The following is a 24,438-nucleotide window of genomic DNA, read 5'->3' as shown; positions in this document are numbered from 1 at the left end:
CTTGATGAAAGCGAAACACATCGGGGGCGGCGCGTTGCTCGCCTCCGCACTGGTTGCCGGCTGGCTGATGATGGCCCCCCCCTGGGCCGGCAATACGGAGGCGCCGGCCCGGCTTGGCGGCGCCTCCAACCCGGCGGTATCTCCGGGCAGTGATGCAGCAGGCAAGCAAAAAGCCGCGCCCACCGCTTCACAGGGCACGGTCATGGTCGCGCAACCCATGCAGCCCGTACAACCGACCATGGTGGCAGTCGCCACGCCCAAACCCGTGACCGGTGGCCCGCGTGCCTACGGCTACGGCGTGATGGATGAAAACGGACAAGTGGTCCCCCCGCCACGGCCAGCCGTTATGACAGAAATCCGACCTGGCATGCCGGAGACGGAAGTCTCTGGTACGGAACGCGGCCACGATCGTGGCCCCACTTTCAACCTCGGGCTCTACCGTCAAGCGGATGGCTCGGTGTATCGCCCATGAGTCGGAGCACCATCATGAAGACCCTCTTTCGGAAGTTATTGTGCGCGCTGGTATTGGTTGGCGGGATGCTCGGCGTCTCGGTGGGCGGACCTGCGCAAGCGGCCACCTGCACCATCGGGCTTGGCCCCATCTGCGTGACGGTGGGTGGCACGGCATCGGCCCAAATTACGCCGGCGCCCATCCTCGTGCTGTACGACGCGCCGGCAAATGATCCGTACACCAACCTCGGCAAGGCGTACGCGATCATGCTGTACAACCTGCTCGCGCACTTCAACACGACGATCACCATGCTGCCCGTGCAGAGCTACACGGCTGGCATGACCGAGCAGTACACCGCCACGTTCTACATGGGGAGCTACTACACCAACCCCATACCCGCGGCGTTCCTGTCAGACGTGAGCACCACGCAGAAGACCGTCGTCTGGTTCAAGTACAACCTGTGGGAGCTGGCCTGGAACACGGCGTATCCGTTCACCTCGCGCTACGGCATCAACTTTGTCGGCCTGCGCGGCATGAACGCGGCGCCATCTGCCAGCGCGCCCAACCCCGGGTTCTTCGATACGGTGACGTACAAGAACCAGACCATGACAAAGTACTACGCCTTCAATGCCACCACCGGTGCCGTCACCGCGGACCCGGACATTGGCGTGACCTCCGTGGCCGATGCCACCAAGGCCACCAGCCTGGTGACCATCACCAACTCCGTCACCAAGGAGACCGCGCCGTACGTCATTCGCTCCGGCAATTTCTGGTACTTCGCTGACATGCCGTTCTCGTACATCGGGCCGCGCGATCGTTACCTCGCAATGTGCGATCTGCTGCATGACATCCTGGGCACCAATGCGGCCACGCTGCATCGTGCGCTGGTGCGTCTGGAAGACATCAACGCCACCAATACCGTCACGTCCATCAACACGCTGACGGACTACCTGTACAGCCAGAAGATTCCGTTCTCGCTCGCCACGATCCCGCTGTACAAGGATCCGAATGGGGTCTACAACGGCGGTGTGTCGCAGACGATTCACCTGGTCAATGCAACGGGGCTGAAGTCGGCGCTGAACCATGCGCTGGCGCGCGGCGGGAAGATCCTGATGCACGGCTATACCCACCAGTACAGCAACATCCCGAACCTGATCAACGCGGTCAGCGCGAACGACTTCGAGTTCTGGTTTGCCACGCAAAACCGGCCGGTGAACGAAGACTCGACCCAATGGGCAGCCGGGCGATTGTCTTCGGGGTTGCTGGAGCTTCAGCTCAACGGCTACTTCCCGTTTGCGTGGGAAGCGCCGCACTACCAGTCTTCACCACTGGCCATCAAGGCGGTGCCGCAGTACTTCAAGAACACGTATCAGCGCGTGGTGTATTACACGTCCGACAACCCGCAAACGCTGAATGCCGCCACGGCGGGGCATGATTTCTCGGTTGGCCAGTTCTTCCCCTACATCATTCAGAAGGACTACTACAACCAGCGGATCATTCCGGAGAACCTCGGCAACGTGGAATACAACATCTGCAATATTGATCCGTCATCGTGCCTGACGTACACCGCGCAGGACATCCTGACCAACGCGAACTATGCGCTGGTCGTGCGCGACGGCTTTGCCTCGTTCTTCTTCCACCCGTTCTGGCTGGAACCGGAAGTCGGCACGCCGGGGTATACGGATTTCCAAACCATCATTACCGGCATCACGTCCCTGGGCTATACCTGGGCGGATGCCAGCACCGTGCAGTAGTCATGTGCGGGATGCGCTCATTGTTGGCAGCGGCCATGCTGGCATTGAGCGCATCCACGCAGGCCGCAGGGCCGGTGGGTGTGATGCCTGCCGGCCCTGTGCCGTTATATGGCGTCACGGTCGATGCGGTGGACAACGTGCCGGCAGTGGTGGACGCACTTGCGCATCTGTCTCGCACGCCAACCGTACGCATCGTCTTTGATGAAGGCATGAGTGCCGCGCACTATGCTGCGCCCGTCACCGCCATCCGCCGCGCAGCCTACGTGATGGGCGAACTGGCCGATTCCTCCACGCTCAAGCAAACCACCGCAACGCAACTGCGCGCACGCGCCATCGCCTATATCGACACACTCGGCAGCAACGTCGACGTGTGGGAGATCGGCAACGAGATCAACGGGGAGTGGACCGGCCCCACACGCGACGTGGTCGACAAGACCCTGGCCGCCTACGATGCCGTCCGCCAGCGCAGCGGTCGCACCGCACTCACGCTCTACTACAACGAGGGCTGTGCCGAGCAACCCGCACGCGCGATGTTCGACTGGACCGAACGCAACGTGCCGCAGCGCCTACGCGATGGGCTCGACTACGTGTTCATCAGCTTCTATGAAGACGACTGCAAGATCGCACCGCCGGATTGGAACGCGGTGTTCAACCGCCTGGGCGAGCTGTTTCCGCACGCCATGCTCGGTTTCGGGGAAGTCGGCACACGCCAGGCCCCGCGCAAAGCGGCACTGCTCACGCGCTACTACGGCCTGACGATTGCACACGCGCGCTTTGTGGGCGGCTACTTCTGGTGGTACTTCCGGCAGGACATGGTGCCGCGGTCAAGACCGCTGTGGCGCACCCTCGATGCGGCATTGCTGGCCATGCCGACGGCGCCTAGCCGCTAGCGCGGGCGCTGACGCGTTGTGCATTTGCCGATGGCTTTTTGCCGGCCACGTCTTCAGGTTCAACGGGTTCGCCATCACGACGCACCAGCTGGATGGTACGTGTGGGTAGCGCGAACGAGGTGCCCAGGTTTTCCAGCCCTTCCAGGATCGTCAGATTGATCTGCTGCTGAATGTCCATGTACAGGTTGAAGTCGGGGTCGGTCACGAAGTACACCACCTCAAAGTTCAGCGCGTTTTCGCCAAACTCCTTGAAGTGCGCGCGATCGAAGCGCGTGTTGCCGGCGGCTTCCACCGCCTTGCGCACGATGTCGGGAATCTTCTGCAGTTGCGCCGCGCGCGCATCGTACGTCACCCCAAAGTTGAAGACGATGCGCCGTTCTGACATCCGTTTGTAATTGTGGATCGTGCTCTTGAGTAGTGCCGTATTGGAAGCGACGATCTCTTCGCCCGACAGGCTGCGGATGCGTGTGGTCTTCAGGCCCACGTGCTGCACCGTGCCGGCAATGGATTCAAAGAGGATGAAATCGCCAATCTCGAATGGCTTGTCCAGCCCGATCGCCAGCGAGGCAAACAGATCGCTCAAGATGCTCTGCACCGCCAGTGCGACCGCCACACCGCCCACACCCAGACTCGCAACAAAGGCCGTGATATTGATGCCCACATTGGCCAGGATGGCCAACAGCAGCATCGACCACAGCGCAAACCGTAGCACCCACGCAGTCATCGATGTGATGACGGGGTTGCGCGTGGCATGGGTTTGTGTGGAAAGCCGATCGCGCGCCCACAGCTTCACACCGCGGTTGAGCCACAGCGCAATCTGGAAACCGATGATGACGAACCAGATGTGATCGAGCTTGTTGGCAATACGCGTGGGCAGGTCAATGAAATACGAACCCGCAAGCAATGCAGCCAGCGCGATGAACAGCGGATGTGTATCGCGCAGGACGGCGGTGACAAGAATGTCGAAGCGATAACCGGTGCGTTGGGCGCGGGCGTCAAACCGGTTGCAGATCAAGTGCAGCACGCTGGACAACGCCACATACGCCACGATGACGGTCAGTGTGGCGGCGGCCCAGTCGCGGGCCGGCACGCGCAGGAAGGTGTGGGCGTTGAGCCACTCCATCAGCATCTCCGTGATTGGTCACGGATGTGGCGCCGCACAAAATGTGCCTGCCTAAATGTGCCCGCGCTACGTCATGGTAGTGGCAAGCCCTTGCAGATCAGGCGGCACGCACACGCGGTTGCGCCCTTGCCGTTTGGCTTCGATCAGGCCAACGTCGGCATCAGCCAGCAGATGCGCCAAGTCTTGCCCTGGCCGCAGCGGTGCGGCGCCCGCGCTGATCGTCAGCGGCCCCACGGGCGTTTGCGAGGCGGCCACCGCGGCCTTGAGCCGCTCGACCACGGCCAGCGCATCGGTCAACCCGCAGTTGGGCAGCAGCACGGCAAACTCGTCACCGCCCAGGCGGCCGAACAGATCATGCGGGCGCAACACTTGCGCGAGCGCGTCGGACAGCGCAATCAGCGCCTCGTCACCGGCGGCATGTCCCCAGGCATCGTTGATGGATTTGAAGTGATCGACGTCCAGATACAGTGCGCACAGCGGCTCGGCATGGTGCTGAGCGCGCTCCACCGCAAAGCTGCCCAACTCGAAAAAGCGCTGGCGCGCCAGCATGCCGGTCAGGTGGTCGGTGTTGGCACGGTCGGCCAAGGTGCGTTCGGCCGCAAAGTGGCGCGCCATCGCACGCAGCAGGTAAGTGTGAATCACGGCTGCTGCGCCGATGCAGATCGGCAGATACAGCACCAGGCCGAGCCATGCCTTATGCAACGCGGCTGGCGATGTGCTCGTCGTGAACATCGCCACCAGCGGCCCGGCCGCGCACAACGCCATGGCGATCACGAAATCGCGCCGCGTCAGCCATGCGGGGCTGGTGGCCAGCGGCATCAGGTAGAAGGCTGGCAGCACCCATTCAAGCCCGGCCTGATGCCCGAAGAGCACGATGGCGATTTCTTCCGTCAGCAGGTGCGCGAGCGCCAGCGGCGGCCACAGCCCCGTGTGCTGGTGCCGCTCTGCGGTCAGCACGATGGCGATCAGCACGCCGAGCGTCACCCCAAGCGGGACGAGCGTTTGCAGCATGCCCGTCGACCAGCCCAGCAGCACGGCAAAGGCATACGCCAACACGCCGCACTTGGCGAGCGCCAGGATCATCGGTACGAAATGGCGTGCCTGATAGTCGCGCGATGGCGTGCGCGCGTCGGGCAGGGCAGATGCGTCGAGAAGGGGTGGCGGGTTCGCGCTCAAGGCAGGATGAGCCGGCCTCGGGCGCGGCGGATGGCGCGGGTGGGGCCGGATTGCGCAGCAAAGCGCGCATTCTAATGGGGCCGTGCCGGTTGTGTGCGCGTTCCGTGCGAATTCGTACACGGATTTTCCGACGCCGCACAAGCACTCAGCCGGCCAGCACCTGCCACACCAGCCACACGTTGGCCACGCTGATGATGACGAACAGCGCCCACGCCAGCATTGACGTTAACCGACTGTTAACAAACGCGCCCATCAGCGTGCGGTCGCCGGTCATGCGGATCAGCGGAAACATCGCAAACGGCAGCTGCAGGCCCAGTACCACCTGGCTGATGACGAGCAGCTTGCCAATAGCATGATCGCCCAGCATCGCCACGCCGATGAACGCCGGAATCAACGCCAGCGCCCGCGTGATCAGCCGTCGCTGCCAGCAGGGGATGCGCAAGTCCAGAAACCCTTCCATCAGGATCTGCCCGGCGATGGTGCCGGTAAATGTGGAGCTTTGCCCCGCCGCCAGCAGGGCGATGCCGAACAGCAACCCGGCCAGCGCAGTGCCGACAATCGGCTCCAGCAGATGGTAGGCGTCTTGAATGTCGGCCACGTTTTGATGGCCGTGGGCATGGAATGCAGCGGCGGCCAGAATCAGGATGGCGCCGTTCACCAACAGCGCCAGGCCGAGTGACACGATGGTGTCGAGGCGCGACAAGCCGATGGCTTCGCGCTTGGCAGCTTCGGTGTTGGCCGTCATGCGTGTCTGCACGATGGATGAGTGCAGATACAGGTTATGCGGCATCACCGTGGCACCGAGGATGCCGATGGCAAGGTACAGCGGTTCGCGCTCGCTCAGGGTTTGCCAAGACGGCATCAGCCCAGCCGCTACCGACGGCCAGTGCGGCTTGATGAGCACCAGCTCAACGAAGTAGCACAGGCCGATGGTCAGGATGAGGCCCAGAACGATGGCCTCCAGTTGCCGGAAATTCTTGCCCTTCAGGCCCAGCACGATCAGCGTGTCCAGCGCCGTTAGTGCCACGCCTGCCAGAATCGGCACACCCAGCAGCAGATGGAAGGCCAGCGCGCAACCCAGCACCTCGGCCAAGTCGCACGCGATGATCGAGAGTTCCGCCAGCAGCCATTGCGTCCGCAGTGCGCCGGGGTGGCGTTGATACCGTTCGCGCGAGGCCCGCGCCAGATCCATGCCAGTGACAATGCCCAGCCGTGCCGACAGACACTGCAGCACGATGGCCGCCAGGCTGGACAGCAGCACCACGAACAGCAGCCCGTACCCATAGCGCGAGCCGGCCTCGATATCGGTCGCCCAGTTGCCTGGGTCCATATAGCCCACGGACACCAGCAACCCCGGCCCCGCAAAGCGCAGCAGCTTCTTCCACAGCGGCAGACCAGGCGGGACGGCCACGGTGCCGCGCACCTCAGATGGGCAGAAAGGCGCGGTGGCGGTGGTGGGTAGGTGGAACATGGGGCGGCGGCCGTTTGAGGAAAAATCAATTAAAACGGCATCATGATAGCTAAGGCTTGATTTGAGCGCCGCCGCCGTCGTGCCAAGCCGGTTTGCGGGCACATCGGCCGTCACATGGCGCCACACATTTAAGGCAAAGCTCAGTCCGTTGCGGTAGATTTCGACCTTTGCCGGCGCCGGTTTCCCAGGTGCCGGCTCTCCGTTTACCGTTGTGACGGCCGTCTTCGAGCCGCTAACAAAACCGCCCTGGCGTCGTTGTGCCTCCTTGCCGTACCTTTGTACTGTCTGCGTCGGCACGCCTAGCCAGGACGGTTTTGTTAGCGGCTCTTACCGTCGCCACTCTCCGCCGAGATTTCCGCGCATGAACGCCATCCTCCTCATCGAAGACGACTTGCCGCTGGGCACCGCACTGGCCCGCGCGTTGCGTCAGGCCGGCTACAACGCGACCTGGGTGCGCCGCCTGGTCGACGCGCAGAAATGGATGACCACCAACACCTTCGAGGCCATCGTGCTCGACCTCGGCCTGCCCGATGGCGAGGGCCATGTCTTTCTGGAAGAGCTGCGCGCCGCGCACCGCGATGTGCCCGTCATCATTGCCAGCGCGCGCGATGCCTTGTCCGAACGTTTGAAAGGGCTGGATGCCGGCGCGGACGACTTCCTCGTCAAGCCGTTCCCGGTGGATGAACTGATCGCCCGCCTGCGTGCCGTGCTGCGTCGCCACGCGGGGCAGAGCACCAACCAGTGGAACGTCGGCAACCTCGTGGTGGAGCCTTCGCAGAAGCGCGTGACGCAAGAGGGCCAGGTCATCGAACTCACGCCGCGCGAATACCAGTTGCTGCTCGAACTCGTGCGCCGCGCGCACCGCTGGGTGCCGCGTGAAACGCTCATGGACGCGCTCTACCGCGAAGGCGACAGCGTGAGCGCCAATGCGCTGGAGGTCGTCATCCACCACCTGCGCCGCAAGCTCGGCAACGAAACCATTCAGACCATCCGCGGTGTCGGCTACATGATCGGCGGCAACCGTGGAGCTGCCCAATGAAGCTGGCGGTTCCGGCCATCCTGCGGGTTCGCTCGCTGTCGTTCCGGCTGTATGTGCTGATCCTGCTGGCGCTGGTGTTGATGCTGCTGGTGCAGCTCGTCATCGCGCATCTGGAAATCTCGCGCACCAACAGCCGCCAAGTGGTGAGCGACTTGCGCATGTCCGCGCAGGCCTATGCGGATCTGACCACGCTCAACATGGATGACGTGCCGCGCCGCGAAGAATTCCTGCGCCGCCTCACCGACATCAAGCTGGGTCTGTCGCTGCCCAATATCCTGCCCGGTGAATTCCGCTACGTGCTGTGCGATCGGGCCGGCAACGTTGTGACCGCGTTCCCCGGCGCGCCGACCATGCCCTGCGGCAAGGCGCACGACACTGTGGTTGAAGTCATGCTCGAGGGCAAGCCGTGGCGCAGTTACACGGTGGATAGCGTCGATGGCAAGCTCTCTGCCACGGTGGCGCAGCCGCTGTCGGCCTACGAGCGCGCCATTCGCGATCTCTTTCAGGAAGTGGCCATTGCGCTGGCCATTCTGGCGATCGCGCTGATGGTGATGGTGGGCTGGGCGGCGCACCAGGGGCTCAAGCCACTGCGCACGCTTACGCGGCAAGTAGAAGCGCGCGATTCCGCCGATCTCGAACCCGTGCAGAGCGTCGAACATGCCGAGTTGAAACCGCTCGTTGACGCATTGAACGGCTTGTTCGCGCGCGTGCGGCGCGGCATTGAGGCCGACCGCCGTTTCTTTGCCGATGCTGCGCACGAGCTGCGTACGCCGCTGGCGGCCATCCAGGCGCAGGCCTACGTGGTGTCTCATTCCGACAGCGAGGAAGATCGCTCGACCGCGCTGCGCGAGTTCGATCGCGGGATTTCACGCGCGACGCAATCGTTGGCCAAGCTGCTGGCCATTGCGCGGCTTGATGCGCGTCGTGTGGAGGCGCAGCTGGCGCAAGGCGCGTTGTCTGACCTGGCCGGTTGTGCGCGCAGCGGCGTAATCCAGCAGGCGTCACGCGCAGAGCGTCGCAACATCACGTTGTCGTACGAGGGTGCCAATCAGGCATGGGTCTCGGTGTCGCATGAAGACGCCGCCACGCTGGTCGAAAACGTGCTCGACAACGCGGTGCGCGAAACGCCCAACGGCGGTGAGGTGCGGGTGTCCGCGAGGCGCGTCGATCAGGCCGGTGTGCCCATGGTCGAACTGCGTATCGAAGACTCCGGCCCCGGTATACCGCCCGACGAGCGCGAGCGCGTGTTCGAGCGGTTCTATCGCCCGCGCACCAGCCAGTCGCAGGGCAGCGGCCTCGGGCTGGCGATCGTGCGCCGTATCGCCGAACTCGGGAATGGTTCGGTCGCCATTGAAGACGGTTTGGTTCATGCGGACGGCCGGGGATGCGCGATCGTCATCCGCCTGCCGGCACTCGATGCCGTGCCCGAACCCATTGAGCCCGACGACGTGCCGCCAGGCATGGCGGACGCGCCGGGCCATTGATTTACCCGGATCAGTAGCCGACCGTGAAGCGCTGGCGCGGGTGCGCCGGCTTTTCCGTCTCGTCGAGGAAGGCGATTGCGTAGTCTTCCATGGAAATCCACGGCTTGCCGTTGGCGTCCACCAGCAGCGTGTCCTTGCCGACACGGAAGTGCCCCGTGCGCTCGCCCGGCTCGAAGATGGCTGCCGGCGATACGAACGTCCAGTTCAGCTCGGTTTCTTTGCGCAGCGCGTTGAGGAAATCGCGGCCAGCCGAGGCTTCATCAAAGTACTCCTTGGGGAACTGCGGCGTGTCGATCAATGCCACGCCCGGAGCAACTTCGAGGCTGCCTGCGCCGCCCACCACCAGCAGACGCGGCACGCCGGCTTTTTTCACCGCACCCACGATCTGGTCGGCATTGGCTTGCAGGAAGCGCACGGTGCTATGAGCGACGTCATGTCCCACGAGCGCGGCACTGAGCGCTGCCTGATCGGCGACATCCACATCCTTGGTGGTCAAGCCGGCGCGTGCCGGCAGCTTCGACGCGGTGCGCGCAATGGCTGTCACCTGATGGCCGCGACGCAGCGCTTCGTCGATCAGGCGGGTACCCACGCGCCCCGTGGCGCCGATGATTGCAATCTTCATGATGAACTCCTTGTGGAACAGTTCCGGTGGTTGATGATAGATATGTAATTAGTTTAGTTACATATACGGACAAAAAAATATGCCGGCCTACTAGGCCCGGCGGCGACGTCGTTGCGCGTGTCCGACCTCGTCAAGGATGCTCGCAATGGTGCGTGCAGCCAGTTCAGCTTCCAGCGCAGCTTGCGCGCGGTGGGTCACGCTTTCCAGCACGCCGGTGATCTCGCGGCCGACCTCGCATGCCGGGTTGGGCGCATTGGGCGGCAGTGCAATCAGCACCGGCGACTCCACCAGGCGAAACACATCGAGCAAGGTGATGCGGTCTGCCGGCTGTGCCAGCGTGGCGCCGCCCGTCGCGCCCATCTGCGAAGTCACGAAACCGGCATCGGCCAGCTGCGCCACCAACCGGCGGATCAACGCTGGGTTGGTGCCCACACTGCCCGCGATCAGTGACGACGGCACCGGCCCCTCCGCGCTGGCGAGCAGGGTGAGGATGTGCACGGCGACGGCGAAACGGCTGCTGGTCATGGTGAGCAAAATGAAGTGTAACCAGTGTAGATACAGATGCGGGATGATGTCAACTCTGCATTGCGCGCTCCCGCTGGGACCGCCACGCCGGCTAGTTTGAGCCGACCCTTTGCGAGCCCGCATCCACGTCTGCAGAATGCCCCGCAGTTCGCGCCCGGCATGGTCGATTGACGTTATGGGGGCCAAGGAAGACGTGTGTTGCGCGCCTTCCGGTCCGGCATGTCAGCGCATACAATCCGGCGTTCTCGTGGATGCCGAATCCCCAACAGCGCAAGAGATCCTCGTCAAATTGAAAGGAATAACGTGAGCACCAAACTATCGATCAATCTCAACAAGATCGCGCTGATCCGGAATGCCAGAGGAGGCAACTATCCGGATCTGGGCCGGTTCGCGGAGCAGTGTCTCAAGCAAGGCGTGGACGGCATTACGCTCCATCCCCGGCCGGACGAGCGGCATGTGCGCTTTGCTGACCTGCCTGAGATCGCGGCGATTTGCGCCCGCTTCGGCCGGGAACTGAACGTCGAGGGCTATCCGTCGGAGCGTTTCATGGACGCGATGGCGGACATCCGGCCGGCACAGGTGACGCTCGTGCCAGATGCCCCGCAGCAGCTCACGTCGGATCATGGCTGGGACGTGCAGGCTCACGCGCCATTTCTTCAGGGCGTCGTGGCGCGGCTGAACGCACTTGGGTGCCGCGTGTCGTTGTTTATCAGCGCAAATCCGCAGGACGCGCGCGACGCGGCTGCTGTGGGTGCACAGCGGGTCGAGCTGTATACCGGCCCGTATGCGGCCGCCTATGCGGCTGGCGATGTTCGCGCACTCCTGACGGCATATCAGGAGACGGCGCGGGCTGCGCAGTCTTGCGGCATCGACGTGAATGCTGGTCACGACCTCAACCTGCAGAACCTCTCCACCTTGCTGAAGGCGTTCAACGTATCAGAGGTGTCGATCGGACACGCCTTCGTGGTCGAGTGCCTAGAGCAAGGCCTGGACGACGTGGTTGCGCAGTACCTGAAGATCGTTCGCGCCTGAAGGCTCAGTACAAACGGCTCCAGCAAACGCGTCTTCTGCGTTTGACATTGCGGCCCGCTGACGGCAGTTGTGTGCAGGTGCAGCAATTTTCCTGCTAGTATCCGGGTCAATGTTTGTGACGGACTTTTTTTCCTCCTCGCCTGTGCTGCCGCGTGCGAATGCGCGTGGGCTGCGTTCGCGCATGCGCGGCGTGCGATGGGTCCTCACAATCTGGTGCCTGTTGTTCACGGTGTCGGTGTTTTCGGCCACGCATTTCCCTGACGGGCAAGCCGCGGACGAGGCGCTGGAAGCTATCGACGCCGCGATGGACGATGGGCTTGCGGATGCGACCCCGGTAATGAAGCCCAGCCAGGGGGGCGAGCGCGCCACGAGCGCCGCGCTCGACAAGCGCATCACGCAGCTCAGCCAGTGCTTCAGTGCCGAGCATTGGGCCGCGCAAGGGCAAGATGCCCCAGATGCGCCGGCCACCAACGCCGCTGCCCCCGATCACCCCAGCGACGCGCCAGAACTCTGGCTGCCGCCGCCTCCCATGGTTCTGACGCACGGCCTGCGTGTTGCACGTGTCCGTGTTGCACTTCCGCCATTCCTGGCTGGCCCCACGCCGGCCCCGATGCTGCGTCCTCCCGCACGTGCCTGATCTCCGGCATTCGCCGGAAACCATCCCCTTGAGTTGTTAGCGCAGTGCCAACCGGCGTTTTGACCGGTTGGACGCTCGCGCTTGCCTGTTCTTCTTTTTCAGGATGATTTCGGATGTTGTCCAATCAGGATGCGGCCGACCCGCGCCCCGCAACGGGTGCGCGCGCGTCGCGACGCTTTGTTGTTTTCGCCGTGCTGGCCGTGATGGCGGTTCCCGCCCACGCAGCACCTCCTGCGTCTTCCCCGCCTACCGTCACAGCGGCCGTCCAGCCGCAGCGCGACGAGGTGCTACCTCAACCGCGCTACACCCTGCCGCAGTTGCTGGAACTGGCCCGCGCCAATCACCCCGCGCTGGCGGCTTCACAGGCCCAGGTGCAAGCCGCGCAGGCGGGTATCACCACCGCACGTGCCTGGCCGAACCCCGAGGTGGAAGCCATGGCCGGCCGACAGCGTGCCCGCATGCCGGGCGCGGTAGAAGGTCGCACCAATAGCATGTCGATCACGCAGAAGCTCGATCTGCCGTGGCAGCGGGCTGCCCGCACACGGGCCGCCGATGCTGCGTACGAAGGTTCACAGGCCGTCGCACAATCCAGCGCACGCGATGTGGAGGCGACGCTCAAGCTGCGCTTTTTCGATGTCGTACGCCGCGAAGCCGAGCAGCGTAATGCACGCGAAGACGTAACGCTGGTCGAGCAGATCCGCCGCCGCGTAGCCGTGCGCGTGGAAACCGGCGAAGCACCGCGCTACGAACTGATCCGCGGCGATGCTGAATTGCTCAACGCCCAACGCACCGAGCAGGCCGCCGCGCTGCGCGTGCAGCAGGCGTTGGCGGAACTGCGCCGGGCCGTCGGTGCCGATCTGCCGCTGACCTTTGATGTGGATGCGGGCGCCGACACGCCTTCCGTCGCGCATCTGCCGCCGCTGGCCGATCTCCTCAGTCAGGTGGTCGCGACGCATCCTGATCTGGAAGCCGACCGCGCCGCCGTACGCGAAGCCGAGGCACGCCTCGCGCATGAGCGCAGCCAGCGCTGGCCGTCGATCGCGCTGCGCGGCTCAGTGGATCGCCAGCCCGATTTGCAAGACAGCCGCGTTGGCCTGGTGATGTCGATTCCGCTGTTTGACCGCCGCGAAGGGCCGGTTGGCGAGGCCGTGGCGGCGCTCGAACGCGCCCGCGCCTTGCTGCGCGATCGTGAGCTGCGCACACGGCAGGCCGTTGAATCCGCCTATCGCCAATACGAGATCGCCGAGTCGCAAGTGAGTGCGCTGGAGTCGGGCGTGGTCAAGCAGGCCGAGTCCGCCCTGCGTGTGGCCGAAGCCGCGTACCGCCACGGCGAGCGCGGCATCTTGGATTACCTCGATGCCCAGCGCGTTTTCCGCCAGGCACGCAACGACCTCATTGCCGCGCGCGCTGATTTGCGCACCGCTGCTGTTGAACTCGACCGCCTGCGCCCGGAGGCCCCATGACACGCCCGTGCCATCGCGCCGCTTCCCGAACTCACGAATCCAGTCTGATCATGAACACACCGTCTTCTTTCTCTTCTTCGATCCGGCTGGCCGGCGTTGCCCTGGCGGCGATGCTGTTGCTCGGCGCTTGCGGCAAAGACGCCCCAGCCGACGCCAAGGCCGCACAACAAGCCACTGACCCAAACCTCGTCGTCGCGCAACCCACGCTGGTGCAGCGTTTGAAAGTGGCACCGGTCGGCAAGCAGCCGATTGCCGAGCGTCTGCACGTGCCAGGGCAAATTGCCTTCGATGAACAACGTGTCGCGCGTATTGGTGCCACGGTCACGGGGCGTGTGACGGAGCTGATTGCCACGCCGGGGCAGAGCGTGAAAGCGGGCGACATCCTCGCGCAACTGCATAGCACGGAGCTCGGCGCCGCGCAGCTCGCGTATCAGAAGGCCGCCGCGCAGCGTGATTTGCAGGCGCGTGCGTTGGAACGCGCCAAGTTGCTGCTGGCCGCTGATGTGATCGGTTCGGCCGAGTTGCAGAAGCGCCAGAGCGAATTGGCGATGGCCGATGCGGAAGTGCGCGCGGCGGTCGACCAACTGCGCGTGATGGGCGTGTCGGCCGGCACGCTTTCCAAGAGGCGTGCCGGCGGTATGTCGTCGATCTCGCCCGTGGTGGCGAGCATCAGCGGCACGGTGGTGGAGCGCAAGGTCACGCGCGGCCAGGTGGTGCAGCCGGCCGATGAACTGTTCACCGTGGCGGACCTGTCGCGCGTGTGGGTGGTGGGTGAGGTGCCGGAGAACGCCGCAGCTGGCGTGCGCGCAGGGCAGGCTGTGGAGATCGACACCGGCGCGGGCGAACGCATGGTCGGCAAGCTGATCTGGGTATCCGACATCGTTGACCCGCAAACGAGGACGGTGACGGTGCGCACCGAAGTCGACAACGCCGAGCGCACGCTCAAGCCGTCGATGCTAGCCACGCTGCTGATCCAGTCGCGCCCGGAAGAAAAGCTGGTGGTGCCGACCTCAGCCGTGGTGCGAGAAGACAACCGCGACTACGTGTTCGTGCGCGCCAGCGACACCAACTTCCGTCTCACGCCGGTCAAGCTGGGCGACGAGTCGAATGGCGTGCGCCCAGTGGTCTCCGGCGTGCAGGCCGGTCAACCCATCGTCGTGGAAGGCGGCTTCCATCTAAACAACGAGCGCAAGCGCGCCGAGATGGAGGGCGCATGATTGACGCATTGATTCGCGGCGCACTCAAGCAGCGGCTCGTGGTGGCCGTCGTGGCTGCCGTGCTGCTGTTCTTTGGGCTGGATGCCGCGCGCAAGTTGTCGTTGGACGCGTTCCCGGACGTGACCAACGTGCAGGTGCAGATTGCCACCGAGGCACCGGGCCGCTCGCCGGAAGAGGTCGAGCGCTTCGTGACTGTGCCGGTGGAGATGGCCATGACCGGCTTGCCGGCGTTGACCGAGATGCGCTCGCTCAACAAACCTGGCTTGTCGCTCATCACGCTCGTCTTTACGGATGAGACCGATGTGTACTTTGCGCGCCAGCTCGTGATGGAGCGGCTGATCGAAGTGCAGTCGCGCATGCCCGCAGGCGTGACACCGGTGCTCGGCCCCGTATCGACGGGCTTGGGCGAGGTGTATCAGTACACGCTCGACCGGCCGGACGATGGGGACAAGGAACTCTCGGTTGAAGAGCTCACCCAGCGCCGCATTGCGCAGGATTGGGTCGTACGCCCGCTGCTGCGCTCGATTCCGGGCGTGGCGGAAATCAACTCGCAGGGCGGCTACGAGAAGCAGTACCAGGTGCTCGTCAATCCGGAGCGCCTGCGCCATCACAACGTGACGGTCAAGCAAGTGTTCGAGGCGCTGGCGGCCAACAATGCCAACTCGGGCGGTGGCGTGCTGCCGCACTTCGCCGAGCAATACTTGATTCGCGGCGTGGGCCTGGTGCGTGACACGAATGACATTGGCGCCATCGTGCTCAAGGAGGTCAACGGCACGCCGCTTACCCTCCGCGATGTGGCCGAGGTGAAGATCGGTACAGCGGTGCGCGCGGGTGCGGTGGTCAAGAACGGCGTGACGGAATCCGTTGGCGGTGTGGTCATGATGATGCGTGGCGGCAACGCCAAGGAAGTCGTCGCGCGCATCCAGGACCGCGTCAAGGCCATCAACAACGATGGCATGCTGCCCGACGGCCTGAAGATCGTGCCGTACTACGAGCGTTCCGACCTTGTGGACTCGGCCCTGCAGACCGTCATCAAGGTGCTGGCCGAAGGCGTGGTGCTGGTGGTGATCGTGCTGCTGCTGTTCTTGGGTGATATCCGCTCGTCGCTCATCGTGGTCGGTACGTTGATTCTCACGCCGCTGCTGACCTTCATCGCGATGAACAAGCTCGGTATCTCGGCCAATTTGATGTCGTTGGGCGGGCTGGCGATTGCGATTGGCTTGATGGTGGATGGCTCCGTGGTGGTAGTGGAAAACGCGTTCGCGCATTTGGCGAAACCACGTGACCCGAACGAAAGCCGCGTCCGCATCATCCTGCATGCCGTAACGGAGGTGGCGACGCCCGTGATCTTCGGCGTGGGCATCATCATCCTGGTGTTTCTGCCGTTGATGACGCTGCAAGGCATGGAAGGCAAGATGTTTGCGCCGCTGGCCTTCACGATTGCGATTGCGCTGTTCTTCTCGCTGGTGCTGTCGCTCACGCTGACGCCGGTGCTGTCTTCGTATCTGCTCAAGCCCAAGGCGCACAAACATGTGGCGGGTGTGCACAGCGATGACCCGCATGCGGAGCACGACGCGCACGATACGTGGCTGATCCGCAAGATGAAGAAGCCGTATCTGCGCATGCTGGAGTGGAGCCTGAACAACGGCCGCAAGACGGTCATCGTGGCGGTGGCAGTGTTCCTCGCGACCGGCGCGCTGTTGCCGTTCCTGGGCACGGCGTTCATCCCCGAGATGAAGGAGGGCTCGGTGGTGCCCGGTATCAACCGCGCGCCGAACATCTCGCTGGAAGAATCGATCCGCATGGAGATGGAAGCCATGCGCCTAGTGATGCAGGTGCCGGGCGTGAAGTCGGCGGTTTCCGGTGTGGGCCGAGGTGAGTCTCCGGCCGACCCGCAGGGCCAGAATGAATCGACGCCGATTGTCTCACTCAAGCCGCGTGACGAGTGGCCCAAGGGCTGGAACCAGGACGACATAGCCGAGGCGATGCGCAAGGCGCTGCAGGTACTGCCCGGCGTGCAGATCGTTATGGCCCAGCCGATTTCCGACCGCGTGGACGAGATGGTGACCGGCGTGCGTTCGGACGTGGCCATCAAGGTGTTTGGCGACGATCTGAACACGCTGCGCGAGAAGGCTGAAGCGATTGCCAAGGTGGCGCAGGGCATTCAGGGCGCGCAGGACATGCGCGTGGAGCGCATCACGGGTCAGCAGTATCTGCAGATCGCCATTGACCGCCAGGCCATCGCACGTCATGGGCTGAACGCGGCGGATGTGCACAACGTCATCGAAACCGCTATCGGCGGCAAGGAGGCCACGGAAATCTTCGAGGGCGAACGCCGCTTCAGCGCGGTGGTGCGATTGCCCGAGGCGTATCGCGGCAGCGTTGAGGCCATTCGCAATCTGATTGTGGCAGCGCCCAACGGTGCGCAGGTGCCGATGGAAAGCATCGCGCGCATTGAGGTGACCGATGGCCCCGCGCAGATCAGCCGTGAACTCGGCAAGCGCCGCGTGGTGGTGGGCGTGAACGTGCGTGACCGTGACTTGGGCGGCTTCGTGGCCGAGCTGCAATCGGCCGTGGCGCAAAAGGTGAAGTTGCCCGAAGGCTATTACCTGGAGTGGGGTGGCCAGTTTCAGAACATGGAACGCGCCATGGGCCACCTCAAGGTGATCGTGCCGATTACGGTGGCGGCCATCTTCTTCCTGCTGTTCCTGTTGTTCAACTCGGTGCGCTACGCCACGTTGATCATTCTCGTGCTGCCGTTCGCATCGGTGGGCGGGATCATCGGGTTGTTCGTCACCGGGGAATACCTGTCCGTGCCGGCATCGGTGGGCTTCGTGGCGCTATGGGGTATCGCGGTGCTTAACGGCGTGGTGCTGGTCAGCACGATCCGCAGCTTGCGGGAGCAGGGCATGTCGGTGGAAGAGTCCGTACGACTGGGCTCGCGCATGCGTTTCCGCCCCGTGATGATGACGGCCACCGTGGCTATGCTGGGCTTGATCCCCTTCCTGTTTGCCACGGGGCCGGGTTCGGAGGTGCAGCGGCCGCTGGCCATCGTGGTGATCGGCGGTCTGCTGACTTGTACGCTGCTCACGCTGGTGATGCTGCCCACGCTGTACAAATGGTTTGATGAGGAGGCCAAGGCATGAAGGAAATCCGTATCGTAGTGCGCCCTCAGTTGCTCGATCGCGTGCATGAGGCGCTGCGCGGTTGTCCGGGGTTTCCGGGCATGACGGTGGGCGAAGTCAACGGCTATCCGCCGGCGGCCTCGCAAGCGGGCGCGCATTCCATCAAGGACGATCTGACGGAGTTCGTGCCGCGTGTGCGCATTGAGATCGTTGCCTCCGATGCACTGGCCGGTGTGCTGTTCGAGACTGCAGTGAAGGTGCTCGAGCACGGTCAGACCGGCGAGAGCGCGATCTGGATGACGGACGTGATCCAGGCCGCCTTCCTGCACCGCACGGGGTGATGTCGCAATGAAAAACGGCGGACTCTGTCCGCCAGAAATCAGGAGCCAACGTTGCAGCGGGCCACTTCACCAGAAGCGGCCCGCTTGCTTTGAGGCTTAGCGCTTGATGTCGGTCAGATGCTTCATCAGACCTTCGTAGCGGAAGCTGTGGATCGGGCGATCCATCGACTGCATCTGCTGCTGCTGCACCGCCTGCGGACGCAGCGAACCGGTCGGCGTGACGCCCTGAGCGCGCAGTGTTGCGACGGTCGGCTGGAAGTTCTGGATGCCGACGATCTGGTCATACAGCGCCTTGTCGATGATCTGCGCGTTGTACAACTGCGTCGCATCGCCCGCGATGTTGGTCGTGGCAGCCTTGTTGGTGATGGACCCAGCCTGCGCCAGCAGCGCGCTCCACAGCGTCGGGCTGTAGTTGGTCACGTAGTAGTCCAGGCCCGTCGGGTTGGCCAGCACGGCCGAGCACGTCGGCAATGTCACCTGCGCTGTCTGCTGATCCAGCACCACCGTCTGCGTTTGCGCCAGGCCGTCACCGTAGGCGATCGTGAGCGGAATATTCCACTGATAGCCGGAATAGACGTTCTTGTTCGGGAACGCCTTCTGCGTGATTGTCAGCACGTTCTGGTTGGTGGCCGGGTTGCACTGCGCGTCGATGGTGACGAGCGGCACGCCGGTCTGGCGCACGAAGCTGTCGCCTACCTTGCCAACGGGTTTGCCGCTGGCGGCTTCCAGTTCTGCCCACAGGCGCGGCGGCGTGCCGTTGCCGAACTTGTATTTGTTCAGGTAGTTCTGCAGGCCACGGCGCATTGCATCCTTGCCGACGTAGTTCTCGATCATCTGCAGAACATGGCCGCCCTTGTTGTAGGCAAAGCGGTCCAGGAAGTCCATCGAACCGGCATCGCTCAGGTTGTGCTGCACCGGCACGGAGGTCGGCTGCAGGTCGAGCGTGTAGACGCGCTGCTTGACCGCTGCATAGCCATCCCACGTGTTGCCCGGGAACTCGGGGTGCAGCGTGATCTTGGTGACGTTCTCGAACCAGTTGGCGAAGGATTCGTTGAGCCAGATGTCGTCCCACCAGTCGAGCGTGACGAGGTCGCCAAACCACTGGTGCGCCAGTTCATGCGACACCACCACGAACGAGCGCGCCTTGCCCATCGTGTGGACCGACGTTGGCGCACCATCGGGCGGCACCAGCACCTGGTCGGCAAACTCGAAGATGGCGCCCCAGTTCTCCATGCCGCCAAAGCCGGCATTCTTGTTGTTGTAGCTGTCGTTGGCGGCGATGGTGTCCATCTTGTCGAACGGCAACGGGATCTGGAAGTAGTTGTAGTAGTGGTTCAACGCTTCCTTCGTAAACTGCATGCCCGCCGTTGCCGAGTGTGCCTCGCCAGGCGGCACCCACCAGCGCAGGCGCATGCTGCTGCCGTCCAGCGGGTTGGTGAACGTGTCTTCAGCAATGTCGAACTTGCCGGCGCCGAAGAACAGCAGGTACGCCGGCATCGACGGCGTCTTGGCAAACGTCACCTGCTGATAGCCATCCGGCAGCTTGGTCGCGCCGGTCTGCTTGCCATTGGCGACGGCCTTCCAGTCACCCGGAATCTCGGCCGTCACCTCAAACGTGTTGCGGAAGGCAGGTTCGTCCCAGCTCGGGAACCATTCGCGCGCAAAGTTGGATTCGCCCTGCGTGACGATGGCATCCGAGCTTTCACCCGTGGCCGCCTGCAGGCCCAGCTTGAAGATGCCCTCGGCCTTGGTGAAGTTGATCGTGCCCGTCCATTCCATATGGAGCACGTAGTTGCCGGGCTTGATGTCGCCGGTCGGGTCGCGCAGGTCATAGAAGGCACCTTGCGATTGCGGAATCGGCACCAGCACGCGCGACGGACCGCCCGACGTGGGCGTGAGCGTCAGACGCGAGGCATCGAACTTCAGGTCGCGCACGGCCAGCGAAACGGCGCCGGTCTGCTTGGTGACCTTGATCTCGACATCTGCGCGGCCCGAGAAGCTGTTGAGATCGGCGCTGGGGCGGAACCACAGCTTGTAATTGATCGGCTTGATGTAGTCCGGCAGCTCCACCGGTGGCACCGATGCATCAACGGCCGGTGCCTGCGCGTTGCCATTGCCGTTGTTGGTATTGCCTTGCTGCTGCGAGCCGTTGTTGTCGAGCTTGCCGCCGGCCGGGGTGAGTGCGTCGTCGCCGCCGCCGCCGCAGGCCGCCAGAATCAGCGCTGCCGCAGCCTGCGCGACCAATGCCAGTTTGAACGTACGTGTCGTGGCCGCACGACGGTGGGTTGTCGAATCCCGCATTGCATTTCTCCTGAGATGGAAACGAATCGGCGGCCCAGAGCTCAGAAAGAAAAGGGGGGCTGGCCGCTGAATCGGCACAAGGAATTTCCCGCGTCTTGCGCGGTGTAAATCACAACCCGCGCACGGGATGCACGGATTCTGGAGGAAAAGTTCTCTGAATCGAGACGAAGTTTTTTAAGTCGGGAAAATCAATTTGCGGCCGGGCTTTTTGTAGTTTTTGGCTTGGAATGGCGCGGCACGGGCCAGCATGACGATAGGAGCGTGTGAGTTCTTCAAGCGGCGTTGAAAATTGGAAAGGTTAAATGCAGCCCTTGAATACTCCGCCAACAAAGATGGCGCATTATTACAAGCGCAGATAAAGCAAAACTGTACGCGCCGCACCGGTCGATTATGCGGCGCTAAAAATCACTGGATATATCCTGACGATTTGCTGATGCCTGTCGCCAGCGCGGCGCAAAGCGGGGGTAGTTCTTCCGGACGAGGCCAGCACGCAGCGCGGCGTTGCACAAAACCGGTACGCTCATGCGGTTGATGAAATGTTTCCCATAGAGCGATTCATGCAATCCGCGTCTGATAGCGTACTTGGCAAGGCCGTTGACAAACCGTCCCACGCCGCGCGTACCGGTGGCGACGAGTTTGCCGTGCTCATGCCCGGCGCGGATGCGCATGCAGGCCAGACGCTCATGGAAAGCCTGCGCACGCTGGTCGAGCTCAACAACCAGTTCTACTCCGGCCCGGTGCTGGGCTTCTCGATGGGCTGCGCCACCTGCGATGACGGCGGGCGGCTGGAAGACGCCCTGCGCGATGCCGATGTCGCCATGTATGAAGACAAACGCATCCAGCATGAAGGCAGGCGCTTGGCATAGCGACTGCCAGCGTCTTTCTAACCGGCGAGCTTCATGCGGGGCTCGCCATGCCGGCGCATTCGCGTGTCGTGCGAGCTCAATTGCGTCGATATCTCGGCGCAAACACAAATCCCGTGGTGCCATCGACTGGCATTGCCGGTGTTGTTGAAAATTTGTTCATGTTTTGCACAGATCCTGTGGTCCACCGGATATGGTGTGGAACGGGTGCAGTTCCTACACTCCTTTCCGAACCTCTTCCAAGGACGCAAACATGTCGAAGCAAACTCTCCGTAGCATCCTCGGCGCGACCGCTCCCAAGGCACTGCCGACCAGCACCGCGCTGATCGCCATCGATTTCCAGTACGAGTACTACACCGGCTCGCTGCCGATCCCGAACGGCGCAGAAGCGCTGCGTCAGGCAAACAAACTGATCAACCACGCCGATGAAAAGGGCTGGAAGGTTATCCACGTGCAGCACGTGGCCCCGAAGGAATCGCCGCTGTTTGCGGTTGAGGGCCCATACGTTGGCATTCATGCCGACGTCGTGCAGAAGCCCACGCACCGCGTGTTCCAGAAGCCGAATGTCAGCGTGTTTGCCGGCACCGACTTCGCCGAGCAACTCAAGCAGAACGGCATCACGCACCTGGTGATCTGCGGCCTGATGACGCACGCCTGCGTGGCCGGCGCCGCGCGCGATGGCGCAGCCGCCGGTTTCGAAATCATCGTGGTTGATGACGCCAGCGCAACGCGTGATATCGCCGTCAGCGAATCACTGCGTGTGTCGCACGACGTTCTGCATCAAGCCGCACTGATCGAGGTGTCCGACACGTTCGGCTCGGTGATGAACACCGCTGACGTGCTGGCGTTGAACGCCGCTTAATAATCCGCCAATTCATTGGAGTTCATGATGAAGTTCCGTATTTCCAACCTCCTGAAGGGTGCCGCCATTGCTGTCACGATGGCCGCCGCCTCTATCACAACCGCAACGGCAGCCACGCCCAATGCGCACCCGACCATCCGCGCGATGGCTGGCGCAAACCAAGTGGACCATCTGGATCCGAAGACGACCGCCCTGGTGGTGATCGACTTCCAGAAGGAATACTTCCCCGGCGGCCGCATGCCGATTCCGGATGGCGCCAAGGCCATGGAAAACGCCAAGAAGCTGATCGCGTTCGCAGACAAGAACAAGATGCCGGTGTTCCAGGTCCAGCACGTCACGCCGGCAGGTTCGGCGGTGTTTGCGGAAGATGGCGAGACCGTCAAGTTCCAGCCGGGCATGGAGCCACGCGCGCACGACATCTTGGTGAAGAAAAACACCGTGAGCGTGTTCCCGAGCACCAACCTGGACAAGCAACTGAAGGACAAGGGCATCAAGACCATCGTGATCGCCGGCCTGATGACGCACGCTTGCGTCGCTGGTGCCGCGCGTGACGCCGTGCCGCTGGGCTTTGACGTCGTGGTAGCATCCGACGCCACCGCAACGCGCGATATCACGCGTGCCAACGGTGCGAAGGTTGACCATAAGGCGCTCCACAATGCGTCGCTGGCTGAAGTGGAAGACACTTTCGGCTCTGTCATGACCACCTCGGAGATCACGAAGCTGCCGCTGCGTTGATGCTTCGTCGGAAGTTCCGGAGCGGGCGTTAAGCCCGCTTTTTTGCGTTGTTGACATCTTGTCATCGGGCCATGGACCAACTGCAAGCAATGCGCGTGTTCTGCTGCATCGTCGAGGCCGGCGGGTTTTCCGCTGCGGCGGATCGACTCGACAGCACGCACTCGTCGGTGTCGCGGCAACTGAAGAATCTCGAAACCGCGCTTGGCGTGCAGTTGCTCAACCGCACGACGCGGCGGTTTGCGCTGACGGCGGCTGGCGAGCGTTATTACGCCTCCTGCGTCGACATCCTTGGGCGAGTCGAAGCCGCATCGCACGCCATGGCCAACGAGCGCGAGCACGTTTCGGGCACATTGCGCGTGAGCGTGCCACTGGCCATCGGTACGCTTGAACTTGCCGACTGGTTGCCGGCGTTTCAGCAGCGCTATCCCGACATTCAACTGGACCTCTCATGCAGCGACCAGATGGTCGACCTCGTTGCAGACGGGTTTGACGTTGCGCTGCGGATCAGCGGCCCGCTGGGCGATAGCAGCCTGATGGCGAAGAAGCTGGTCGAGTCCGACATCGTGCTGGTGGCGTCGCCTACCTACATTGCACGACGCGGGCTGCCCGCTGTTCCGCATGATCTGCAAGCGCACGAGTTGCTGAGCTTTTCCAGCGCTGCCGGCAGTGCTGAATGGCGGGTTGAGTCTGATCAGGGTGAGCCGGTGCGCATTGCTCTGGCGGGCCGGCTGACAACCGATGCCATTACCGCCACCTACTCGGCCGCCGTGGCCGGCATGGGCATTGCCGCGTTCACTTGGAACACCGTGCAGCCCGGCGTGGCACGTGGTCATCTCGTGCGTGTGCTTCCTAACTGTACGGTCGGGAAGCGCATCTACTACGCGCTGTATCCGCAAACACGCCACGTTGCACCCAAAGTGCGAGCGTTCGTCGACTACATGTGCGAGCACTATCGCGCACAGTAGCCGGCCGCGACGCTAAGTCTCAGGTCGATTCAGACCGTTCCGATACGCCGTCCATCCACGCGCCGGTACATTCGACTCGTGCCGAATTGTGACGCGGGCCTCGGGTCTGCTCCCGGCACGATCCGATTTCCTGCTTCTGAATTTTTCCAGCGAGTGATGACGCCATGCGGTTTGACCTGCCTTCCCGTCTCGCACGCGAACAAGGTCGACCCGTGGGCCATGCAGCCGCCAAGCGTCGAGTGCGACGGTCATTGGCGTGCCTGGCCTTGCTGTCCGGGTTCGTGACTGCGGTGGTTCCCGTTGCCGTGTTCGGTGTGATGTCCGCACCCGATACGCCTGCACAAACGCGATCCACTGCGTCA

21 protein-coding genes are annotated in these 24,438 nt (G+C 63.2%); 15 read left to right on the top strand and 6 right to left on the bottom strand.

Going from position 1 to position 24,438, the window contains the following annotated elements:
- The first annotated feature begins 4 nt into the window (after positions 1–4).
- From ACN9M1_RS21815 to ACN9M1_RS21805, 3 genes are read left to right on the top strand one after another with little or no spacing between them, the layout of a single operon-like run.
- Positions 5–472 (top strand): hypothetical protein, encoded by a 468-nt coding sequence (locus ACN9M1_RS21815; protein ID WP_426398937.1) that lies wholly within the window; start codon positions 5–7, stop codon positions 470–472.
- A 14-nt stretch (positions 473–486) separates the two neighbouring features.
- Complete coding sequence (locus ACN9M1_RS21810; RefSeq protein WP_426398936.1) at positions 487–2,205, top strand: DUF2334 domain-containing protein; 1,719 nt, start codon at positions 487–489, stop codon at positions 2,203–2,205.
- 2 nt (positions 2,206–2,207) lie between these two features.
- A complete protein-coding gene (locus ACN9M1_RS21805; protein WP_426398935.1) occupies positions 2,208–3,095 on the top strand; it encodes a hypothetical protein in 888 nt (295 codons plus the stop codon).
- Here the strand turns inward: ACN9M1_RS21805 and ACN9M1_RS21800 are convergent.
- The 3 genes from ACN9M1_RS21800 to ACN9M1_RS21790 form a co-directional block, all read right to left on the bottom strand.
- Positions 3,085–4,218, bottom strand: a complete 1,134-nt coding sequence (locus ACN9M1_RS21800) for a mechanosensitive ion channel family protein (RefSeq protein ID WP_426398934.1) — start codon at positions 4,216–4,218, stop codon at positions 3,085–3,087. The genes ACN9M1_RS21805 and ACN9M1_RS21800 overlap by 11 nt on opposite strands.
- A gap of 66 nt (positions 4,219–4,284) precedes the next feature.
- Entirely contained in the window at positions 4,285–5,394 is a 1,110-nt protein-coding gene (locus ACN9M1_RS21795; RefSeq protein WP_426398933.1) for a diguanylate cyclase, read from the bottom strand.
- 145 nt (positions 5,395–5,539) lie between these two features.
- Positions 5,540–6,865, bottom strand: coding sequence for an Nramp family divalent metal transporter (locus tag ACN9M1_RS21790; protein WP_426398932.1), 1,326 nt, complete (start codon positions 6,863–6,865; stop codon positions 5,540–5,542).
- Between the two features lie 361 nt (positions 6,866–7,226).
- On the opposite strand from ACN9M1_RS21790, the gene ACN9M1_RS21785 reads away from it, so the two are divergent.
- The gene (locus ACN9M1_RS21785) at positions 7,227–7,904 is read left to right on the top strand and encodes a response regulator (protein ID WP_426398931.1); all 678 of its coding nucleotides are present in this window, start codon (positions 7,227–7,229) and stop codon (positions 7,902–7,904) included.
- Positions 7,901–9,388 (top strand): ATP-binding protein, encoded by a 1,488-nt coding sequence (locus tag ACN9M1_RS21780; RefSeq protein ID WP_426398930.1) that lies wholly within the window; start codon positions 7,901–7,903, stop codon positions 9,386–9,388. Before ACN9M1_RS21785 ends, ACN9M1_RS21780 begins: the two co-directional genes overlap by 4 nt.
- A 10-nt stretch (positions 9,389–9,398) precedes the next feature.
- On the opposite strand, the gene ACN9M1_RS21775 is transcribed toward ACN9M1_RS21780, so the two are convergent.
- Together ACN9M1_RS21775 and ACN9M1_RS21770 are read right to left on the bottom strand one after the other, a co-directional pair.
- Positions 9,399–10,010 (bottom strand): NAD(P)-dependent oxidoreductase, encoded by a 612-nt coding sequence (locus ACN9M1_RS21775; protein WP_426398929.1) that lies wholly within the window; start codon positions 10,008–10,010, stop codon positions 9,399–9,401.
- A 90-nt stretch (positions 10,011–10,100) separates the two neighbouring features.
- On the bottom strand, positions 10,101–10,535 hold the full coding sequence (locus ACN9M1_RS21770) for an Rrf2 family transcriptional regulator (protein WP_426398928.1): 435 nt from the start codon (positions 10,533–10,535) through the stop codon (positions 10,101–10,103).
- Positions 10,536–10,838: 303 nt separating this feature from the next.
- On the opposite strand from ACN9M1_RS21770, the gene ACN9M1_RS21765 reads away from it, so the two are divergent.
- The 6 genes from ACN9M1_RS21765 to ACN9M1_RS21740 all read left to right on the top strand — a co-directional run bounded on the left by ACN9M1_RS21765 (position 10,839) and on the right by ACN9M1_RS21740 (position 18,350).
- Positions 10,839–11,567, top strand: a complete 729-nt coding sequence (locus ACN9M1_RS21765) for a pyridoxine 5'-phosphate synthase (RefSeq protein WP_426398927.1) — start codon at positions 10,839–10,841, stop codon at positions 11,565–11,567.
- Positions 11,568–11,676: 109 nt separating this feature from the next.
- The gene (locus ACN9M1_RS21760) at positions 11,677–12,204 is read left to right on the top strand and encodes a hypothetical protein (RefSeq protein ID WP_426398926.1); all 528 of its coding nucleotides are present in this window, start codon (positions 11,677–11,679) and stop codon (positions 12,202–12,204) included.
- Positions 12,205–12,317: 113 nt separating this feature from the next.
- Positions 12,318–13,667: a TolC family protein gene (locus tag ACN9M1_RS21755; RefSeq protein ID WP_426398925.1), complete on the top strand. Its 1,350-nt coding sequence runs from the start codon at positions 12,318–12,320 to the stop codon at positions 13,665–13,667.
- Complete coding sequence (locus ACN9M1_RS21750; protein ID WP_426398924.1) at positions 13,664–14,884, top strand: efflux RND transporter periplasmic adaptor subunit; 1,221 nt, start codon at positions 13,664–13,666, stop codon at positions 14,882–14,884. The genes ACN9M1_RS21755 and ACN9M1_RS21750 overlap by 4 nt, the downstream gene beginning before the upstream one ends.
- Positions 14,881–18,030: an efflux RND transporter permease subunit gene (locus ACN9M1_RS21745; RefSeq protein WP_426398923.1), complete on the top strand. Its 3,150-nt coding sequence runs from the start codon at positions 14,881–14,883 to the stop codon at positions 18,028–18,030. Before ACN9M1_RS21750 ends, ACN9M1_RS21745 begins: the two co-directional genes overlap by 4 nt.
- Positions 18,027–18,350, top strand: coding sequence for a P-II family nitrogen regulator (locus ACN9M1_RS21740; protein ID WP_426398922.1), 324 nt, complete (start codon positions 18,027–18,029; stop codon positions 18,348–18,350). Before ACN9M1_RS21745 ends, ACN9M1_RS21740 begins: the two co-directional genes overlap by 4 nt.
- Positions 18,351–18,446: 96 nt before the next feature.
- Here the strand turns inward: ACN9M1_RS21740 and ACN9M1_RS21735 are convergent, their stop codons facing one another.
- The gene (locus tag ACN9M1_RS21735; RefSeq protein ID WP_426398921.1) at positions 18,447–20,651 is read right to left on the bottom strand and encodes a M1 family metallopeptidase; all 2,205 of its coding nucleotides are present in this window, start codon (positions 20,649–20,651) and stop codon (positions 18,447–18,449) included.
- A gap of 557 nt (positions 20,652–21,208) precedes the next feature.
- On the opposite strand from ACN9M1_RS21735, the gene ACN9M1_RS21730 reads away from it, so the two are divergent.
- The 4 genes from ACN9M1_RS21730 (at position 21,209) to ACN9M1_RS21715 (ending at position 24,076) form a co-directional block, all read left to right on the top strand.
- Positions 21,209–21,517 (top strand): diguanylate cyclase domain-containing protein, encoded by a 309-nt coding sequence (locus tag ACN9M1_RS21730; protein ID WP_426398920.1) that lies wholly within the window; start codon positions 21,209–21,211, stop codon positions 21,515–21,517.
- A 250-nt stretch (positions 21,518–21,767) separates the two neighbouring features.
- Complete coding sequence (locus ACN9M1_RS21725; protein ID WP_426400678.1) at positions 21,768–22,376, top strand: cysteine hydrolase family protein; 609 nt, start codon at positions 21,768–21,770, stop codon at positions 22,374–22,376.
- A gap of 24 nt (positions 22,377–22,400) precedes the next feature.
- Positions 22,401–23,111: a cysteine hydrolase family protein gene (locus ACN9M1_RS21720; protein WP_426400677.1), complete on the top strand. Its 711-nt coding sequence runs from the start codon at positions 22,401–22,403 to the stop codon at positions 23,109–23,111.
- A 71-nt stretch (positions 23,112–23,182) separates the two neighbouring features.
- Positions 23,183–24,076: a LysR family transcriptional regulator gene (locus tag ACN9M1_RS21715; protein WP_426400676.1), complete on the top strand. Its 894-nt coding sequence runs from the start codon at positions 23,183–23,185 to the stop codon at positions 24,074–24,076.
- Positions 24,077–24,438 lie beyond the last annotated feature (362 nt).

The organism is Ralstonia sp. R-29 (genome assembly GCF_049913345.1).
Lineage (GTDB): Bacteria > Pseudomonadota > Gammaproteobacteria > Burkholderiales > Burkholderiaceae > Ralstonia.
The sequence above is the reverse complement of the archived record's forward strand: the minus strand, read 5'-3'. Positions and strand labels throughout refer to the sequence as shown.

Bases quoted from the DNA above. Each gene is read 5' to 3' on its own strand.
- ACN9M1_RS21815 (WP_426398937.1), top strand. From the start codon at position 5: ATGAAAGCGAAACACATCGGGGGCGGCGCGTTGCTCGCCTCCGCACTG.
- ACN9M1_RS21810 (WP_426398936.1), top strand. From the start codon at position 487: ATGAAGACCCTCTTTCGGAAGTTATTGTGCGCGCTGGTATTGGTTGGC.
- ACN9M1_RS21805 (WP_426398935.1), top strand. From the start codon at position 2,208: ATGTGCGGGATGCGCTCATTGTTGGCAGCGGCCATGCTGGCATTGAGC.
- ACN9M1_RS21800 (WP_426398934.1), bottom strand. From the start codon at position 4,218: ATGGAGTGGCTCAACGCCCACACCTTCCTGCGCGTGCCGGCCCGCGAC.
- ACN9M1_RS21790 (WP_426398932.1), bottom strand. From the start codon at position 6,865: ATGTTCCACCTACCCACCACCGCCACCGCGCCTTTCTGCCCATCTGAG.
- ACN9M1_RS21785 (WP_426398931.1), top strand. From the start codon at position 7,227: ATGAACGCCATCCTCCTCATCGAAGACGACTTGCCGCTGGGCACCGCA.
- ACN9M1_RS21780 (WP_426398930.1), top strand. From the start codon at position 7,901: ATGAAGCTGGCGGTTCCGGCCATCCTGCGGGTTCGCTCGCTGTCGTTC.
- ACN9M1_RS21775 (WP_426398929.1), bottom strand. From the start codon at position 10,010: ATGAAGATTGCAATCATCGGCGCCACGGGGCGCGTGGGTACCCGCCTG.
- ACN9M1_RS21770 (WP_426398928.1), bottom strand. From the start codon at position 10,535: ATGACCAGCAGCCGTTTCGCCGTCGCCGTGCACATCCTCACCCTGCTC.
- ACN9M1_RS21760 (WP_426398926.1), top strand. From the start codon at position 11,677: ATGTTTGTGACGGACTTTTTTTCCTCCTCGCCTGTGCTGCCGCGTGCG.
- ACN9M1_RS21755 (WP_426398925.1), top strand. From the start codon at position 12,318: ATGTTGTCCAATCAGGATGCGGCCGACCCGCGCCCCGCAACGGGTGCG.
- ACN9M1_RS21750 (WP_426398924.1), top strand. From the start codon at position 13,664: ATGACACGCCCGTGCCATCGCGCCGCTTCCCGAACTCACGAATCCAGT.
- ACN9M1_RS21745 (WP_426398923.1), top strand. From the start codon at position 14,881: ATGATTGACGCATTGATTCGCGGCGCACTCAAGCAGCGGCTCGTGGTG.
- ACN9M1_RS21740 (WP_426398922.1), top strand. From the start codon at position 18,027: ATGAAGGAAATCCGTATCGTAGTGCGCCCTCAGTTGCTCGATCGCGTG.
- ACN9M1_RS21735 (WP_426398921.1), bottom strand. From the start codon at position 20,651: ATGCGGGATTCGACAACCCACCGTCGTGCGGCCACGACACGTACGTTC.
- ACN9M1_RS21730 (WP_426398920.1), top strand. From the start codon at position 21,209: ATGCAATCCGCGTCTGATAGCGTACTTGGCAAGGCCGTTGACAAACCG.
- ACN9M1_RS21725 (WP_426400678.1), top strand. From the start codon at position 21,768: ATGTCGAAGCAAACTCTCCGTAGCATCCTCGGCGCGACCGCTCCCAAG.
- ACN9M1_RS21720 (WP_426400677.1), top strand. From the start codon at position 22,401: ATGATGAAGTTCCGTATTTCCAACCTCCTGAAGGGTGCCGCCATTGCT.
- ACN9M1_RS21715 (WP_426400676.1), top strand. From the start codon at position 23,183: ATGGACCAACTGCAAGCAATGCGCGTGTTCTGCTGCATCGTCGAGGCC.